Origin of the sequence: Sphingobium yanoikuyae, assembly GCF_013001025.1 — a bacterium.
GTDB classification, from domain to species: Bacteria; Pseudomonadota; Alphaproteobacteria; order Sphingomonadales; family Sphingomonadaceae; genus Sphingobium; species Sphingobium yanoikuyae_A.
The window spans coordinates 3,995,564-4,012,234 of record NZ_CP053021.1; the positions used below are offsets into that span (position 1 = coordinate 3,995,564).

Below are 16,671 nucleotides of genomic sequence, written 5' to 3' on the forward strand. Positions count from 1 at the left end.
CCCATGAAGGCGGCCGATCGCTTGTCCCCGTTACTCTTGCGCGTCCGGCCGTCCCTTGAATCCCTGCGCCACGACATACCATTCGACGCTGCCCTTGCGGCTCGCCGGCGGCTTGGCATGCTTGATCGTGGTGAAATGCTTCTTGAGCACCGCCAGCAACTCCGCATCGGTGCCGCCGGCAAAGACCTTGGCGACGAAAGTGCCGCCCTTGCGCAGATTCTGCACGGCGAAATCCGCCGCGGCCTCGACCAGCCCCATGGTGCGCAGATGGTCGGTCTGGGCATGGCCCACCGTATTGGCCGCCATGTCGGAAATCACCAGGTCCGGCTCCTGCCCCAGCGCCTCGCGCAGCAGGTCCGGCGCCTTGTCGTCCATGAAGTCCATTTCGAACAGGGTGACGCCGGGAATCGGATCGACCGGCAGCAGGTCGATGCCGACCACGGCCGCCTTGGGCGCCATCTTGCGGATCACCTGTGCCCAGCCGCCCGGCGCCACGCCCAGGTCGACGACCGCGCGCGAGCCCTTCACGAAATGGAATTTCTCGTCCAGCTCGATCAGCTTGAAGGCGGCACGGCTGCGCCAGCCTTCCTGCTTGGCCTTGTGGACATAGGGGTCGTTCAGGTGCCGCTCCAGCCAGCGCACCGACTGCGCGGTGCGACCCTTGGCGGATTTCACCCGCACCTTGCCTGCGCCAGAACCCCTCACGTCGTTGCTCCATGGCGGTCCATCAGGCCGCGCAATATGCCCTCGCGAATGCCGCGGTCGGCGACGCCCAGTCGCTCGGCCGGCCAGATGTCGAGGATCGATTCCAGAATGGCACAGCCCGCGACCACCAGGTCCGCGCGCTCCGTGCCGATGCAGGGCAATCGTTGCCGATCCGCCAGCGCCATGGTCGACAGCCGTTCGGAAATCGCGCGCATCGAACTGCTCGGCACGATCAGCCCGTCGATCGCCTGCCTGTCATAGCGCGGCAGGTCAAGGTGCAGGCTGGCCAAAGTCGTCACCGTGCCCGACGTGCCCAGCAGCCTGATGCCGGCTTCGCCCTGCGGCAGGCGGCGGGCGAGCGGCGCGAACGCCTCGGCCACGCGCGCGCGCATCCGGCCATAGGCGGCCAGCCGCTCGGCCGGATTGGCATGGTCGAACAATTCACTCTCGGTCAGCGACACCACGCCCCAGGGCGCGCTCACCCAATCGACGATGCGCGGCGCGCCGTCGCAATGGGAATCGACCAGCACCAGTTCGGTCGATCCACCGCCAATGTCGAAGATCAGCGCCGGGCCATTGCCCTCTTCCAGCAGCGCGTGGCACCCCAGCACCGCCAGTCGCGCCTCTTCCTGCGCGCTGATGATGTCGAGCGCGATCCCGGTCTCGCGATAGACGCGCTGGATGAACTCGGCGCCATTGCTCGCCCGCCGACAGGCCTCGGTCGCGACCGACCGCGCCAGCGTCACATGGCGCCGCCGCAGCTTGTCGGCACAGACCGACAGCGCGGCGATGGCCCGGTCGATCGCCGCATCGCTGATCCGCCCGGTGGCCGCCAACCCCTCGCCCAGACGCACGATCCGGGAAAAGGCATCGACCACGATGAAACCGTCCGCTGACGGCTTGGCGATCAGCAGACGGCAATTATTGGTACCCAGATCGATTGCCGCATAGGATCGGCGGTCACGCGCCGTGTAGGGATAAAGGCCCCGTTGCTTCGACGGGGGCGTAATGGCCGCAGCCTTGCTCCCATTACCCGAACCGGAACGGGCGGACTTGCCCGAAACGCGGCCAACCGGGCCGGAACTCTGCGGCGATGGGCGGCTATGCTGCACCAAGGCCGTATCTCACTTCATCAATCGCCGATCGCGCAAATCCGATCGGAACTTGCCTTCATGCTTAAGCGGAACCGTTCGCTTCCGCAAGTGGGCGGGAAACAAGCCGAAAATCCCCGGCATTTCTTCAACCCATTACATTTGCATAAATTACATAATCGATACCGTTAACATAGAAAACGGCATGACCGCCGGATCAGTCAATCAACGCTGGATATTCATAACGCAAAGATAACATTGTGTCTTTTTGGATACATGACAGAAACTTTCATTTTTGGGCAATTGTCTTGCGCCGAATAGCTGCATAGCCTCGCCAACGGTCTTTGGGGAGTTAACATCATGCGCATTCGTAAGAATGGCGCGGGCCCGTTGGCACGCGCCGGTCGTTCTGCCCTTTTGGCATCGGCCGCTCTGTCCGCTCTGAGCATCGCACCGGCAGCCCATGCCGTCGTGCCGAACGACAATAATACGCCGGCCGACATCGTCGATGGCACCGATGTGAACGGCGTCGGCATCATGTATCGCGCCGACGGCTATGTCTGCACCGGTACGCTGATCAATCCGCGCACCGTCATTTTCGCCGCCCACTGCGTCAATGACTATGACCCCAGCACCTACAGCACGGTGAATGACGGCATTCCGGTTGCCTTCGCCTTCCAGAGCAACGCCCGCCCCGGCCTCGTCAACTGGATCAACAACGGCTATCGCACCAACACCGCGCTCAGCGTCTACAACGTCAACAATATCGCCTATAATCCGGACTCGCTCGATCCGCCGGCGCTCAGCTTCCTCTATGGCGACACGGCGATGGCCACGCTCGACACGCCGGCCAGCGATGTGCCGACCTGGGCGATGCTCTTTTCCGCCCTGCCCGCGCCGGAAAGCATCAGCGACACGACCGGCACCGGCTATCATGTGACGATCACCGGCTATGGCCGCAGCGGCAGCGGCACCACCGGCAACAGCTATGGCATCGATTATCGCCGCAAGGTGGCCGAGAATTTCCTCGGCATGCTCGGCTCGCTCGACGATATCGACATTTTCCTGTTCGGCGAGGGCGGTGGCTATACCCAGAATCTCTACCAGACCGACTTCGACGATCCGACCCGGACCAACGAATTCGACTTCAATGTCTTCAAGGACGATGCGCTTCCCAATGAAGGCAATACCGCTGGCGGCGATTCCGGCGGCCCGCTGATCCTCGACCAGACCTTCGACCAGAAGGTGGTGCTGGGCGTCCTGTCGGGCGGCAGCCGCTACTTCCTGGAACAGCCGCAAAGCTCTTATGGCGGCTCCGCCTTCTATCAGCCGCTCTATCTCTTCTGGGACTGGATCGCGCAGAATAATCCCTATCGCTACGCCACGGCCAAGGCCGGCGACGGCAAGTGGAGCGACGCCAGCCACTGGGTGACGGCGCTCGATCCCAATTACATGATCATCGACAGCAACGGATCGCTGGTGAACGGCGTGCCGACCACGCCCGGCGCTGGCGCCTTTGGCGAGGATGATGCGCAGAAGTTCGGCCAGGTCTGCTACCAGCCCAATGATGGCTCGGACGACGCCTGTTACGACGTCGGCACCGACACGCTGCTGATCAATGGCGAGCCGGTCGAGGCGACCGACGCGACCACCACCAGCGGCAGCAGCGGCAGCAAGACCGTCGCCGACAACAAGGGCAAGGTTGAGATCGCCGAGCGCAGCCCGTCCGATGGTGCCGCCAGCCTGGCGGACGAGGCCATCGTCGAGGCCCAGGCGGAGGGCGATGCCGTCCTGCCCGCCGCGACCCTGGCCAACGGCCTGCCCGGCGCCACCAATTTCGTGCCGAACAATATCGACCCGGTCGCCGCGCAGGGCATCGTCGGTCGCTATTATGACGTCACGCTCAGCGCCGCCGGCAAGACCACGCTCGACATCGACGCCACCGTCGATCGCTTCACCATCTCGGGCACCGGCTCGACGCTCGACGTGACCAGCGCCGGGTCGCTCACCAGCCTGATGGACATCAATCATCTCGCCGGCGTGGTGAACGTCGATGGCGCAGTCGAGACGCCGGGCGACTATCTGCTGCTCTCGGGCCTGCTCTCGGGCAAGGGCACGCTGCGCACCCCCTATTTCACCAACATCATGGGCGTGGTCGCGCCTGGCGGCATCGGCACGGTCGGCACGCTCACGGTCGAGGGTAATGCCATCCTCTCCTCGGGCAGCACGCTGCATGTCGACCTTGGCAGCAGCGGTTCCGATCTGCTCGCGGTCAAGGCCACCGATGATGTCGAAGGCGTCGCGGCGGTCGATGGCAAGGTCGTCTTCGGCGCGGCGAGCGGCGCCAAGCTGCGTTATGGCAGCCGCTACACCTTCCTGACTGCGGAAGGCGGCGTCGAAGGCACGTTCGACACACCGACCAACATCAGCGCCATCCTGAAGCCCGTGTTGACCTATGGCGCCAACAGCGTCAGCGTCACGATCGATGCCGGCACCTATGCCGGCGTCGTCAATGGCGGCTCGCAGGTGCAGACCAGCTTTGCCCGCCTGCTCGATCAGAACCGCGCCCTCTACGGCAATTATGCCACCCTCTATGGTGAGGCCGACCTGCTGAGCGTCGCCGCGATCCAGGCGTCACTCGAAGCCATGGCGCCGCGCACCGAAGCGCTCCGCACCTCCATGTCCGAGGTGCTGAACGACAATATGGCCCGCTTCTATCGCGATCGCTTGGCACGCGTCAGCGGTGGCAGCATGGGCGGCACGCTGACCATGACCGGTCAGCCGCTCCAGCTCGCCGCACTCAGCATGAACAATCTCAACCTGGGCATGGATCAGGGCGGCGGCAACGAAACCGTCACCCAGGAAAATGCCCTGCCTGAAGACGTCAGCGCCTTCATCGCCGGCGGCTATATCGACGGCAAGAGCGATCCGATGCGGGGTGCCATCACCACCGGTCGCGACAAGTTCGACGGCTGGTATGGTGCGGCCGGCATCGAAAAGATGATCGGCGACGATGCCGTGATCGGCCTGGCCGCATCCTATAGCGAGCTCAAGGGCAATACCGGCATCGGCGATACCGCCCGTGCCCGCCTTTACCAGGCCACCGTCTATGGCAATTGGGATCTGGGCGGCGTGGTTCTGGATGGCGTCGGCAGCGCCGGCACCCTCACCAGCAGGACCAAGCGCGCCTTCGCGGTCGGCACCACCCCCTACACGCTGCGCGGCAGCGACCAGCAACTGGCCCTGTCGGGTGAGATCGGCATCGGCGCGCCGCTGGGTGGGGACGCCTTCACCATCACGCCGCGCGCCTCGCTGCGCGGCGCCTATATCAGTGGCGGCAACCTCGCTGAATATGGCGGCGACACCGCGCTGGTGATCCATCGCCATGCGATCCAGAGCGCGCAGGGCCGCCTGGGGGCCACGGCAAAGATCGATGTCGGCGGGTTCAAGCCCTATCTGACCGCCAATTATGTCCATGAGTTCCGCGACCAGCCGGCCTATTTCCTGGCCAATTTCGTCGGCGGCACCGGATCGCTCGCGCCCTTCGCGCTGGGCGGGGCGGACAAGAATTGGGGCGAAGTGGGCGGCGGCCTGACTCTCAGCACCGGCAATGTCGACATCAGCCTGTCGGCCGACACCACCGCCTGGCGCGGCAACCTCAGCTATCAGAGCTATCGCGCCGCACTCAAATTCCGCTTCTGACAGCAGCTCCCCGGCAACAGAAGCATTGGGCCGTCCCGCATGGGGCGGCCCTTATGGGATGGCCCGCCCCTTTTCCCCGGCATCAGGTATGATGCCGGTGCTTGAAAAGGAAAGGAGCGGACCGATGTCTATTGTTATCCTTGGCGTTGATTTGGGCAAGAATGCCTGCAGTGTCGTAGGCGTTGATGCAGCAGGCGCTGTCATCGTGCGTAAGTCGATGCGCCGACAGACACTTATCGATTACGTGACCAAGCTTCCGGCTTGCGTGATTGCAATGGAGGCGTGCTGTGGTGCCCACAACCTTGGTCGCCTTTTCGCCGCGCAGGGGCACGAAATCAGATTGATGTCGCCGGAGTACGTACGCCCGTATGTCAAAGCGCAGAAGAATGATGATCGTGATGCGGAGGGGATTGCCGAGGCCGCCTCGCGCCCGACTATGCGCTTCGTCGAACTCAAGACTCAGGAGCAGTTGGACATCCAGACCCTCCACCGCGTCAGGTCCCGCCTGGTAGCCGAGCGCACAAACCTTATCAACCAACTGCGGGCGATCCTCCTGGAGCGGGGGACCATTTTTCCGGCCGGCCGGCGCAAGCTGGAGTTGGGCATTGATGCCATGCTGGCCGCCGAAGATACGGCCCTATCACCACGCTTGAAGCAACTGGTGGGTGAACTGCGCGCCGAATGGCACGAACTTGATACCAAGGTCGAGGCACTGAACGGCGAGTTTGTCGAACTGGCTCGCAATGATGCAGCTGCCCGGCGGCTCACGTCCATCCCCGGCATCGGCACGTTGAACGCAACCGCTTTGATTGCAGCCGTGGGCGATGCCAGCAGCTTTGCCAAAGCGCGAGACTTGGGTGCTTGGCTCGGCTTGGTACCCAGGCAACATACTACCGGCGGCAAGCCCCGGCTGCTCGGCATCTCCAAGCGTGGCAACACCTATTTGCGCACTTTGCTCATCCATGGCGCCCGGGCAGCATTACCGTCACTGGCGCGCAGCGAAACCCCGCTGGGACGTTGGTTGACAGGAATGATCGAGCGAGGAGTTCATCGCAACGCAATCGTCGTCGCATTGGCTAATAAACTGGCGCGGATCGCTTGGGCAGCCCTTCGCAAAGAAGTGAGCTTCGAACGCGGCTATCCAGCAGCGGCATAACGGATCGGCTGCGTGCTTCTGCGCGCGTAGCCCAACGATGTTTGCAGGAAGGATCGTGAAGATGGCCTGACAGTCGATCGGCGTCTGGAAAGCCCGGGCAAAAAAATGGCACCTGTTGCCGGTTCCCTTATTGTGGCTCCAGACGTGCGGATGTCCATCTTGGCCACGGGATGCTCCCGTGAGACCGCATACGTTGACGCAGACTGATCAGAACACCGTAAAATCCTACTTGCAAACGGGGCGGGCCATACGTTTTTTTGCGGGCAGCCCCCTCCGGCCAATTACCGATTGCCTCTGCGCCTCTCCGCTCGGACAAATGCTGCATGAAAGACCATGGCCCGCCCCTGTCCCGCCGGCACATGCTGTCGCTGACGGCGGGCGCCATCCCGGCCCTGTCCTGCGCGCCCGGCCTGGCCGTCGCGCCGCCTTCCGGTCTCGACGCCATCGCCCGCAGCCGGGGCCTGCGCTTTGGCACCGCCGTATCGCCCACCCATCTGGATGATCCGGCCTTTGCCCAGTTGATCGTCCGGGAATGTTCGGTGCTGACCGCCGAGAATAATTTCAAATGGAAATATCTCGAAACCAAGGAGGGTCAGCGCAACCCGGCAAAGGCGCTGCGCGTCCTGCGCTTCGCCAGCCGCCACCGCATGTCGCCGCGGGGCCATACGTTCGTCTGGAATCAGGATGATCGGGTGCCCGGCTGGCTGATCGCCAATGAGGCTGCGCTGACACAGAAGGGGGGCGCGCCGCTCATCGCCCTGATGAACGACCATGCCCGCTATCTTGCGACCACCTTCCCCCAGATCGAATCATGGGACTGCGTGAACGAGGCGTTCGTCGTCCAGAGCGGACAATTGAAGAACTCGATCTACACCCGCATCCTCGGCATGGGCTTCTTCGACCTCGCCTTTCAACTGATGGCGCAATATGCCCCCCATGCGCAGCGCGTCTATAATGGCAATATGAGCTGGGAGCAGAATCCCGATCATCGCGACGCCGTGCTGCGCGTGCTGGAACAGGCGCTCAAGCGCGGCGTCCCGGTCGATGCCATCGGCATACAGAGCCATCTGGGCAATACGCTCGGCCGCGGCCGCGACGAACGGGCCTGGAATCGCTTCCTTGCCGAACTGGACGCCATGGGCATGACGGTGCTGGTCACCGAACTGGATTGCGCCGACCGCCATCTGAGCGACCAGGAGCCGGCCAGACGCGATGCCGAAATCGCCGCCTTTGTGAAGGGCTATCTCGACATCACGCTCAGCCATCGCAATGTCTCCCAGATCATCTGCTGGGGCCTCAGCGATCGCTATTCCAATCTCAATCGCGACAGCTATCCGACCCGGAGGCGCCGGTCCGACGGCCTGCCCATGCGCGGCAACCCCTTCGACGATGCCCTGCGGCCCAAACCCTTTTATGATGCGATCGCCGCCGCCATCGCCGCCTGTCCGGTGCGATGATCGGGCGGACCGCTGGACAGGATCGGCCACCCTATTAGGGTAGGGTGATCGACAGACAGGGGCCAGGCCGATGCATCCGGTGGAATTGTTCGAACTGCTGGTGGCCATGCTGCTGGCGATCATCGCGCTTCATTATGCCGCGCATCGGCTGGGCCTGCCGCCAGCGGTCGCCTTGCTGACCGGCGGCACCTTGCTCGCCTTCGTGCCCGGCCTGCCGGTCATCTCGCTCGACCCCGAACTGGTCCTGGTCATCTTCCTGCCGCCGCTGTTGATGGACGGCGCCTGGTTCATTGCGCTCGGCCATCTGCGCCGCCACCTGATCGGCATCATGTCGCTGGCGATCGGCGCGGTGATCTTCACCACGCTTGTCGTGGCCGCGGTCGCCCATGCCCTGATGCCCTCCCTGCCCTGGGCCGCCTGCGCCGCGCTGGGCGCGATCGTATCGCCGCCCGACGCCATTGCCGCGCGCGCCGTGCTGCAACGCGTGCATCTCCCCCGCCGCCTGTCGGTCCTGCTGGAGGGCGAAAGCCTGTTCAACGACGCCAGCGGCCTGGTCCTCTTCCGCTTCGCCATCGCCGCCGTCGCCACCGGCAGCTTCAGCGCGGTCGCCGGCCTCGAAAGCTTCATCCTGCTCGCCGTCGGCGGGCTGGTGGTCGGCGGCGCGATCGGCGCCATCTGGGTGCTGCTGGTCCGGCGGCTGGGTGACGATTATCTGATGATCGCCTCTTCCATGCTGGTGCCCTGGTCGGCCTATCTGCTGGGCGAAGCCTTCCATGTCTCCGGCGTCATCGCCACCGTCGCCGCCGGCCTCATCTGCGGCTGGTATCAGCATATCGTCTGGTCCGCCTCGGTGCGGATGCGCGGCACCGCCTTCTGGGCGGTGATGATCTTCCTCATGGAAGCGACCGTGTTCATGCTGATCGGCTCCTCGCTGCGCGGGGTGGTCGACCGGGTCGGCGGCTTTGCCGTCGTGCTCGACAATATGGCGGTGCCCGTGCTGCTCATCCTGCTCGCCCTCACCGCCGCCCGCTTCGTCTGGGTGTTCGGCTCGGACGCCATCATCCTGCTGCTGCGCGCAATGGGCCTGCGCCGCTACAGCCCGGTCGGCCCGCGCGGCGCCACCGTGCTTGGCTGGGCCGGCATGCGCGGCGTGGTGACGCTGGCGGTCGCGCTCTCCGTGCCGGAGGGCTTTCCGGGACGCGACTTCCTGCTGGTCGCGGCCTTTGGCGTGATCCTCGGCACCGTCCTGATCCAGGGCACGACGCTTGGCCTGCTGATCCGCTGGGCGGGCCTCTCCGACCCGATTCATGATCGCCCCCGCCTCAGCATGAGCGATGCCGAAGCCGCCATCGCCAGGGTCCAGGCCGTGCGCGTCGAACAGCTCGCCTATGATGCGTCGGGCGAACTCATCCACCCGCAACTGCTCGAACGCTATCAGCGCCGCGCCGTCCTCTCGAAAAATTATGCCGGGCAGGAAGAACAGTTCGCCGACCGGCTCCACGCCCATTTCGATCTGGTGCTGGAGGCAATCGCCGCCGGCCGCGCCGAACTGCTGCGCCTGCACCGCGCCGGCGACATTGACGAACATGTGCTGCAGGAACTGGAACACGACCTCGACCTGGAGGAGCTGACCGCCTGGTCGATGAAGTCGTGAGCCCAATGGAAGCGCGGTTGCGCGACCTGCTGAACGCCGATCCCTGGCGCATGGCGATCCTGCATCTGCTCCGCTCGCTCGACCTGCCCGATGGCTGGGTCGCCGCCGGCTTCGTGCGCGATGCGGTCTGGGACCATCTCCACGGCTACGCCCCGTCGATACCCGTCGGCGATATCGACATCATCTGGTTCGATCCCGGCCGGACCGATCCTGCGCTCGACCGGCAGATCCAGCGGCAACTGGCCGCGCTGCGCCCGGACGTCGACTGGTCGGTCAAGAATCAGGCGCGGATGCACCTGCGCAATCGGGACGCACCCTATGCCGATGCTGCCGATGCGATGCGCCACTGGACCGAAACGGCGACCGCCGTCGGCGTTTGCCTGACGCCCGACGACCGGCTGGAGGTCAACGCCCCCTTCGGCCTTGATGATCTGTTCGGCTTGCGGCTGGTGCCCGGCCCCGCCTTTCTCGGCGCAAGGCGGGCGATCTTCGATGCGCGGGTGTGCGCCAAGCGGTGGCTGGCGCGTTATCCCCGGCTCCAGCCCGGCTGATCAGAGCGGCAGCAACGCACCCACGATCCAGCGTTCTTCGGCGCGCAGTACGCCCCAGGCACGGGCGGCGGCGCGGCTGTCCATCGCCTCGACGCCGATGCCGCGCGCTTCCAGCTCCCGCACGAAGGCGCGGGGCGGCTGTTGCAACCCGCTGCCGGTACCCAGCAGCAGGAATTCAGGCTTCAGTTCCAGATGGTCGAACAGGTCGCCCAGCGCTGCGACGCTCATCGCCGACACGAGCGGGGCGGCCTGCCAGGCGAGTGCCCGGACGGGGCTGAGCAACAGCCCGTCCGAGAAGACATCGTCCTTCACCCGGAAGCCCCGGCCCTGGAAGCCGGTGACGATCGGCCCCTGGCCGCTATCGTCGCGGCGCAGTTCGATTCCGGTTTGACGGTCGCTCAGGGCTGGGCTCCGTCGCGCGGGCCCATGCGCTCGGCCTGGGCGGCGATGCCGCCCTTCTTCGCCTTCTTCTCGGACGTCTGCGGGCTCAGGCCCAGCGTGATCAGCAGCGAGGAGGAGACATAGACCGACGAATAGGTGCCGACGATGATGCCCAGCATCATGGCCGCGGTGAAGCCGCGCAGCACATGGCCGCCCAGCAGCAGCAGCGCGCCCAGCGCCAGCAGGATGGTGACCGAGGTCATGACCGTGCGCGGCAGCGTCTCGTTGACCGACAGGTCGATCAGCGACTTCATGTCCATCTTGCGATATTTGCGCATATTTTCGCGGATGCGGTCGTCGATCACCATCTTGTCGTTGATCGAATAGCCCACGATGGTCAGCACGGCGGCGATGATGTTGAGGTCGAACTCCAGCTGGGTGACCGCGAAGAAGCCCAGCGTCATCAGCACGTCGTGGACGATCGCGACGAAGGTCGACACGCCGAACTGCCATTCGTAGCGGAACCAAGAGAAGATCGCGATGCCGATGATCGCCAGCACGACCGCCAGCACGCCATTCTGGATCAGTTCGCCCGACACCTTGCCCGACACCGTGTCATAGCGCGAGAAGGTGACGCCGGGGAACTGCGCCTCCATCGCCTTGCGGGTCTTTTCGACCACGGCATTGGCGGCGCCGGCGCCGCCCTGCTCGGGCAGCGGCAGGCGGATCTGCACCGTCTTGGGGTCGCCGAACTGCTGCAGCGAGCTTTCGCCCACACGCAGCCCCGCGATCGTATCGCGGACCTTGTCGGTCTCGACCGCCTGCGGGAACTTCGCCTCGATCATCAGGCCGCCGACAAAGTCGACGCCCAGGTTCAGGCCCTTGTAGAAGGTCGCGCCGACCGCCAGCACGGTCAGCAGCAGCGTCAGGCCAAAGGCCCAGTGGCGCAGCTTGACGAAGCCGATATTGGTGTTGTCGGGGACGAGCTTGAGAAGTTTCATGGGTTGTTCCTCCCGCCCCTCTTAAATGTGGATGTCCGTGGGACGAGTGCGACGCACCCAGCCCGAGACGAGAACGCGCGTGAAGGTCACGGCGGTGAACACGCTGGTCGCGATACCGATCAGCAGCACGATGGCGAAGCCCTTGACCGGGCCGGAGCCCAGCGCGAGCATGATGCCACCGGCGATCGCATGGGTCACGTTCGCTTCGAAGATGGTGCGGCTGGCTTCCTTGTAGCCGAACTCGATCGCCTGCACGACCCCGCGCCCGCGCCGCCGCTCTTCGCGAATACGCTCATAGATCAGCACGTTCGCGTCGACCGCGGTGCCGATGGTTAGCACGAAGCCGGCAATGCCCGGCAGGGTCAGCGTCGCGCCCAAAATGCCCATCACGCCCAGGATCACCAGCACGTTGATGGCCACGGCCAGGTTCGCATACATGCCGAACCGGCCATAGCTCACGAACATGAAGGCGGCGACGGCGACGACCGCGACGATCGACGCGACCAGGCCGGCGCGGATCGAATCGGCGCCCAGGCCCGGACCGACGGTGCGTTCCTCGACCACGACGAAGTTGACCGGCAGCTTGCCCGAGCGCAGCGCGATCGCCAACTGGTTGGCGCCTTCGACGGTGAAGCTGCCCGAAATCGTCGCCGACCCGCCCAGGATCGGCTCATTGATGTTCGGCGCCGACAGCACCTTGCCATCCAGGATGATGGCGAAGGGGCGGTTGACATTCTGCGACGTCACCTTGGCGAACTTGTTGCCGCCCGATCCGTTGAAGCGGATGGTGACATTGGGTTCGTTGGTCTGCTGGTCATAGGTCTGCTGGGCGTCGGTCAGCTCCTCGCCCGACACCATCACCTGGCGGTGGACCGCGATCATCGGCGGCCCGGCCGGATTGGTCGGATAGGGCAGAACTTCGCTGCCCACCGGCGCGCGGCCCTGGGCCACTTCGCTCGGGTTGGCGCTCATGTCGACCAGCTTGAATTCCAGCTTCGCGGTCTGGCCCAGCAAAGCCTTCAGCGCCTTGGGATCCTGCAGGCCCGGCACCTGCACGACGATGCGGTTGGCACCCTGCTGCTGGATGGTCGGCTCGCGCGTGCCCATTTCGTCGATGCGCTTGCGGATGACTTCAGTCGCGACCTGCATCGCGCTCTTCACCGCATTGTCGATTCCCGCCTGGGTCGGCGTGATGACGATGGTGGAGCTGTTGACCACCTCGACATTGAAGTCGCGCTGGCCGGTCAGGCCCGCACCCTGGGTCAGCGGGCGGATGCGCTCGACGGCGGCATCCACTTCGCTGGGGTTGCGGACCATGAAGCTGAGTTTCCCGTCACGGCTGGAAATATCGCCGATCGCGATCTTCGTCTCGCCCCGGCGCAGTTCCGTGCGGACCTGCTCCTCCATATTGGCGAGCCGCTGCTTGGCCACATCCTGGGTCGACGCTTCCAGCAGCAGATGGCTGCCGCCGGCAAGGTCGAGGCCCAGATTGACCCGCGTCTGCATGAAGGGGGGCAGCTTCGCCACCGTCGAATCGGGCAGGAAGCTCGGGACGGCGCAGAAGATGCCGATGATTAGCGGCAACAGGATGCCGGCGATGGCCCAGCGCGAGAAGTTCAGCATGGTTGGATCAGTCGTTCGCGGGCTTGGCGGTGGTCGGGTCGATCACGTCGGCCAGGGTCGACTTGACCGCCTTGACCTTCATGTTCGGCGCCAGCTCGATATCGACATAGATGTCGTCGACGCGCGCGACCTTGCCGACCAGGCCACCGCCGGTCACGACCTGATCGCCCTTCTTCACGGCGTCGATCTTGCCCTTATGCTCCTTCATCTTCTTCTGCTGCGGACGGATCAGCAGGAAATAGAAGACGACGAAGATGAGGACCAGCGGTGCCATCTGCACCAGGATACCGGCGCCGGAGGCTTGCCCGCCCGCGGTCTGGGCAAAGGCTGGAGTAATGAACATGGTGGGACTTTCGCCTTGTTTTTCGGTCTCCCCAACCCGCAGGGCGCGGGCATGGGATCAAGCGCGGGCGGCTAACACAGATGGCCGGGGCAAGGCAACAAGCTTGGCTTTTCGCGCCCGGAATGACGGGCTTTGAAAGCATCGGGCAAGGGACGGGAAAGCCGGTCATTTGCACGCCCCGCAAAAAGCCTGCATCGAATCCCTTGCAACTTCCAATTCATCCCTCTATTGGGCGCCCTCCGGTCGGGACGTAGCGCAGCCTGGTAGCGCATCACACTGGGGGTGTGGGGGTCGGAGGTTCGAATCCTCTCGTCCCGACCAAAATTCTCCGAACATCGCCATAATCCATGATTTTCGCCGCTTCGGCGGAGGGTCTGCCCCTGCGTGTCAAACGCTGCCGGCGCGGACCTTGGCAAACATGTCCGCAAAGGTCAGCCGGCTATCGATCCGGGTGAAGATGCGCATCGGTCGGCCGGCTGGATGTGCAACATAGCCCGCCTGATCGTTGATCCGCGGCGTCGGCCGGATCAGATAATCGCTCGACGCCGCATCGGGATCAAAGGAGGATTGCAGCGCGGTCAGCGTGACCAGCGGACTGTCCCCCAATATATAGGTTTCGCCGAGCGGCGCATCGATCCGCCTGATTGCCCGCTCCAGCTGATCCAGCAGATAACGGCCGAGCCGCCCCGCCCCTGCCAGTTCCCGGTCGAGTTCGGCATGACTGATCATCAGCGTGCGATAGACGTTGCGCGGCACCTGCCAGATCTCGACCGCCGAATCGTTGAACAATGTCTGCGCGGCGGCCAGATCGATGGTCAGATTATATTCCTTGCTTGCCCGAACATGGACGGTGGGATCGACATCCCCATGTTCCGGCCCGCCGATCCAGACCAGGATGATCCGCCGCGCGATCTCCGGTCGCAGGCGCACCGCTTCGGCCAGGTCGGTCAGGCCAGCCCCCGCAACATAGAAGAGGGGCAATTTGCTATCAGTCCGTTGCGCTTCGGCGATGATCGCGGCCACCGCCGGGGTGGCCGATGGCGGCGTGCCGGGCGCCGGCGCGGCATTGCGCCCCGCCAGCACCGGCGGCCGATGCGGCAGCCGCATGCAATCCATCATGTCGCTGACGCATTGCACGGCATTGTCGGCTTGCCGGTCCGACCCGTCGAGGAAATCTCTGGGATGAATATGCGATCCGATGACCAGCGGGATCTGCACCGAAGGCGACAACAGATGATGCGCCAGTTGGAACAGGCCATCGGGATCGCCGGAAAAATCATTGTCGATGATCACCCGGCTGCGGACCCGCGCGGTCAGGGCGTGAGCCGGCCCGGTCAGTGATGCCTGGCCGGCCAGCCCCACAAGCCCCGCCAGCCATGTTCGCCGATCGATGATAAGCCTGTTCTGCACGACCTGACCCTCCCCATGTCGCCCCATTGGACATGCGGCCACATTGCGGGACCATGACCCACAATGTCAAACAAGACCCGGAAATGCCGGAAGATCAGCCCGCCGCCCCTGCCGTATCCTCCCTCTCGCCCGCCATCGCCAGCAGCAGGTCGATCTTGTCGTGCAGGCTGGCGATCTGCGCTTCCGATCGCAAATTGGTCTCATAGTCGAGCCGCGCCTCCAGCCGGTCCTTTGCCGCCTGGCGATTCTGGCTCATCATGATGATCGGCGCCTGCAACGCGGCCAGCATCGACAGCATCAGGTTTAAAAAGATGAAGGGAAAGGGGTCGAAGGCGTGGCGCGCCAGCACCAGCGTGTTCAGCAGCGCCCAGGCGACCAGGAACAGGCTGAAGCCGATGATGAAGCGCCAGGAGCCGCCGATCGCCGCGACCCGGTCGGCCAGTCGCTCGCCATAGGTCTGGCCGTCATCGAACAGGCGGTTGAGATCAGGGGCCTGGGGCCCGCGGCGCAGGGAGCCGACGAGAAAACGGATGGCTGCATTCATGGATCACCTCGTGCGACCGCGCCTTCGGGGCGGGCGGGTGATCCGAACCTGTCAGTTCGCCCCCATGCCCGAACGCGCGGTCTTTCGACTATGGTCGTTGTCGGACATGATTTCCTCGAAAAGATGGGCGGAATATTCCGGCTGGAACAGCATGGCCGCTAGACCCCGCACCGCGCCGGATCAATCCGCGCAATCATGAAATCTTGGTCATGTTAGGCGGCAGGAGCAGCGCCACGGCCTCGATCAGTTGCCGCTTGAAGTCCAGCAATATGGCTTGCGGACAAATAATGTGTAACTTGCCCCGTCACATCAGGGAGGCAGGGGTTGGGGACTTTGTTGGTTGGCATGGCGATGGCCGTTCAGCAGGCCAGTATCGACAATGTTCGGCTGCCCCTGCAGCCTTCGCCCAAAGCACTCGCCCTGTCGGCCAATGGTGTGGAAACCATCCGGTTAACCGTGGCGCCGGACGGAACGATCGCTGGCTGCAACGCCCAAGTCGCGAACCACGGCCCGATCGAGGATCGGGACAATTGTCGAAAATTGCTGACGCTCAAGGCCATTCCCGCCAGCGATCAAGCGGGAACGAGCCTCCATGGCATGCTGGAGTTTAGGCTGTCCTGGAAGCGGACGGATGCGAACGCGGGTGCGCGGGCCGATGCTTCGTCTGGCGCAGATCTTTATCTGCCCTTGCGCCAGATGCCGGACGGGGCACGCGACGATGCGACCACCAATGTCAATCTGGTTGTCGCCGCCGACGGCAAGGTAGAGACATGCGAGCCAACCAGCAGCAGTGGCAACATCGCACTCGACAAAGCCGCCTGTCAGGCCGTGATGCGAAGCGGCACGCAACCACTCAACGATGCCACTGGCACACCGGTCCGTGCCGTCCAAACTCTGGCGATCGGATTCAGCGTCCAGCCCTGATCGGGCACGATAACAGTGATTATCTCCAGAAGAAATTGATGAATATCCGGGTAAACCCCGCGCCTTCTGACGTGTGCCGCGCGCGAAAATGGCGCATAGGCGTCGCGTCAGGGGCGCGTGCCGCGCTCG

Annotated in this window: 14 protein-coding genes and 1 tRNA gene; 7 read left to right on the forward strand and 8 right to left on the reverse strand. The window is 64.4% G+C overall.

Translation table 11 applies throughout. From position 1 onward, the window contains the following. Positions 1–30: 30 nt before the first annotated feature. Both HH800_RS19265 and HH800_RS19270 read right to left on the reverse strand, forming a co-directional pair. Positions 31–705 (reverse strand): RlmE family RNA methyltransferase, encoded by a 675-nt coding sequence (locus tag HH800_RS19265; protein ID WP_004208734.1) that lies wholly within the window; start codon positions 703–705, stop codon positions 31–33. Further along, positions 702–1,820 carry a Ppx/GppA phosphatase family protein gene (locus HH800_RS19270; protein WP_010337284.1) on the reverse strand — a complete coding sequence of 373 codons (1,119 nt, stop codon included), beginning with the start codon at positions 1,818–1,820 and terminating at the stop codon, positions 702–704. Before HH800_RS19270 ends, HH800_RS19265 begins: the two co-directional genes overlap by 4 nt. Before the next feature lie 336 nt (positions 1,821–2,156). Between HH800_RS19270 and HH800_RS19275 the strand changes: the two genes are divergently transcribed. The 5 genes from HH800_RS19275 (at position 2,157) to HH800_RS19295 (ending at position 10,316) form a co-directional block, all read left to right on the forward strand. Beyond that, positions 2,157–5,498, forward strand: coding sequence for an autotransporter domain-containing protein (locus HH800_RS19275; RefSeq protein ID WP_169862000.1), 3,342 nt, complete (start codon positions 2,157–2,159; stop codon positions 5,496–5,498). A 124-nt stretch (positions 5,499–5,622) separates the two neighbouring features. Further along, positions 5,623–6,654: an IS110 family transposase gene (locus tag HH800_RS19280; protein WP_020818605.1), complete on the forward strand. Its 1,032-nt coding sequence runs from the start codon at positions 5,623–5,625 to the stop codon at positions 6,652–6,654. A 323-nt stretch (positions 6,655–6,977) separates the two neighbouring features. Beyond that, positions 6,978–8,111, forward strand: a complete 1,134-nt coding sequence (locus tag HH800_RS19285; protein WP_169862001.1) for an endo-1,4-beta-xylanase — start codon at positions 6,978–6,980, stop codon at positions 8,109–8,111. Positions 8,112–8,181: 70 nt separating this feature from the next. Beyond that, on the forward strand, positions 8,182–9,765 hold the full coding sequence (locus tag HH800_RS19290) for a Na+/H+ antiporter (protein WP_169862002.1): 1,584 nt from the start codon (positions 8,182–8,184) through the stop codon (positions 9,763–9,765). A 5-nt stretch (positions 9,766–9,770) separates the two neighbouring features. Continuing rightward, the gene (locus tag HH800_RS19295) at positions 9,771–10,316 is read left to right on the forward strand and encodes a nucleotidyltransferase family protein (RefSeq protein ID WP_169863375.1); all 546 of its coding nucleotides are present in this window, start codon (positions 9,771–9,773) and stop codon (positions 10,314–10,316) included. On the opposite strand, the gene HH800_RS19300 is transcribed toward HH800_RS19295, so the two are convergent. From HH800_RS19300 to yajC, 4 genes are all read right to left on the reverse strand, one after another. Continuing rightward, complete coding sequence (locus HH800_RS19300) at positions 10,317–10,628, reverse strand: MTH938/NDUFAF3 family protein (RefSeq protein ID WP_235681923.1); 312 nt, start codon at positions 10,626–10,628, stop codon at positions 10,317–10,319. 86 nt (positions 10,629–10,714) lie between these two features. Further along, positions 10,715–11,698 carry a protein translocase subunit SecF gene (gene secF / locus HH800_RS19305; RefSeq protein ID WP_004208741.1) on the reverse strand — a complete coding sequence of 328 codons (984 nt, stop codon included), beginning with the start codon at positions 11,696–11,698 and terminating at the stop codon, positions 10,715–10,717. Between the two features lie 21 nt (positions 11,699–11,719). Further along, on the reverse strand, positions 11,720–13,321 hold the full coding sequence (gene secD, locus HH800_RS19310; RefSeq protein ID WP_004208742.1) for a protein translocase subunit SecD: 1,602 nt from the start codon (positions 13,319–13,321) through the stop codon (positions 11,720–11,722). 7 nt (positions 13,322–13,328) lie between these two features. Next, positions 13,329–13,664, reverse strand: a complete 336-nt coding sequence (yajC, locus tag HH800_RS19315; protein ID WP_004208743.1) for a preprotein translocase subunit YajC — start codon at positions 13,662–13,664, stop codon at positions 13,329–13,331. Positions 13,665–13,908: 244 nt separating this feature from the next. Here yajC and HH800_RS19320 point away from each other — a divergent pair. Beyond that, positions 13,909–13,985: transfer RNA gene (locus HH800_RS19320), tRNA-Pro, on the forward strand. A gap of 66 nt (positions 13,986–14,051) precedes the next feature. Here HH800_RS19320 and HH800_RS19325 read toward each other — a convergent pair. Further along, positions 14,052–15,074, reverse strand: a complete 1,023-nt coding sequence (locus HH800_RS19325; protein ID WP_169862003.1) for a nucleoside hydrolase — start codon at positions 15,072–15,074, stop codon at positions 14,052–14,054. 94 nt (positions 15,075–15,168) lie between these two features. Beyond that, positions 15,169–15,618, reverse strand: a complete 450-nt coding sequence (locus tag HH800_RS19330) for a DUF1003 domain-containing protein (protein ID WP_159367255.1) — start codon at positions 15,616–15,618, stop codon at positions 15,169–15,171. A 345-nt stretch (positions 15,619–15,963) separates the two neighbouring features. On the opposite strand from HH800_RS19330, the gene HH800_RS19335 reads away from it, so the two are divergent. After that, complete coding sequence (locus HH800_RS19335) at positions 15,964–16,542, forward strand: energy transducer TonB (protein ID WP_169862004.1); 579 nt, start codon at positions 15,964–15,966, stop codon at positions 16,540–16,542. Positions 16,543–16,671: the final 129 nt, after the last annotated feature.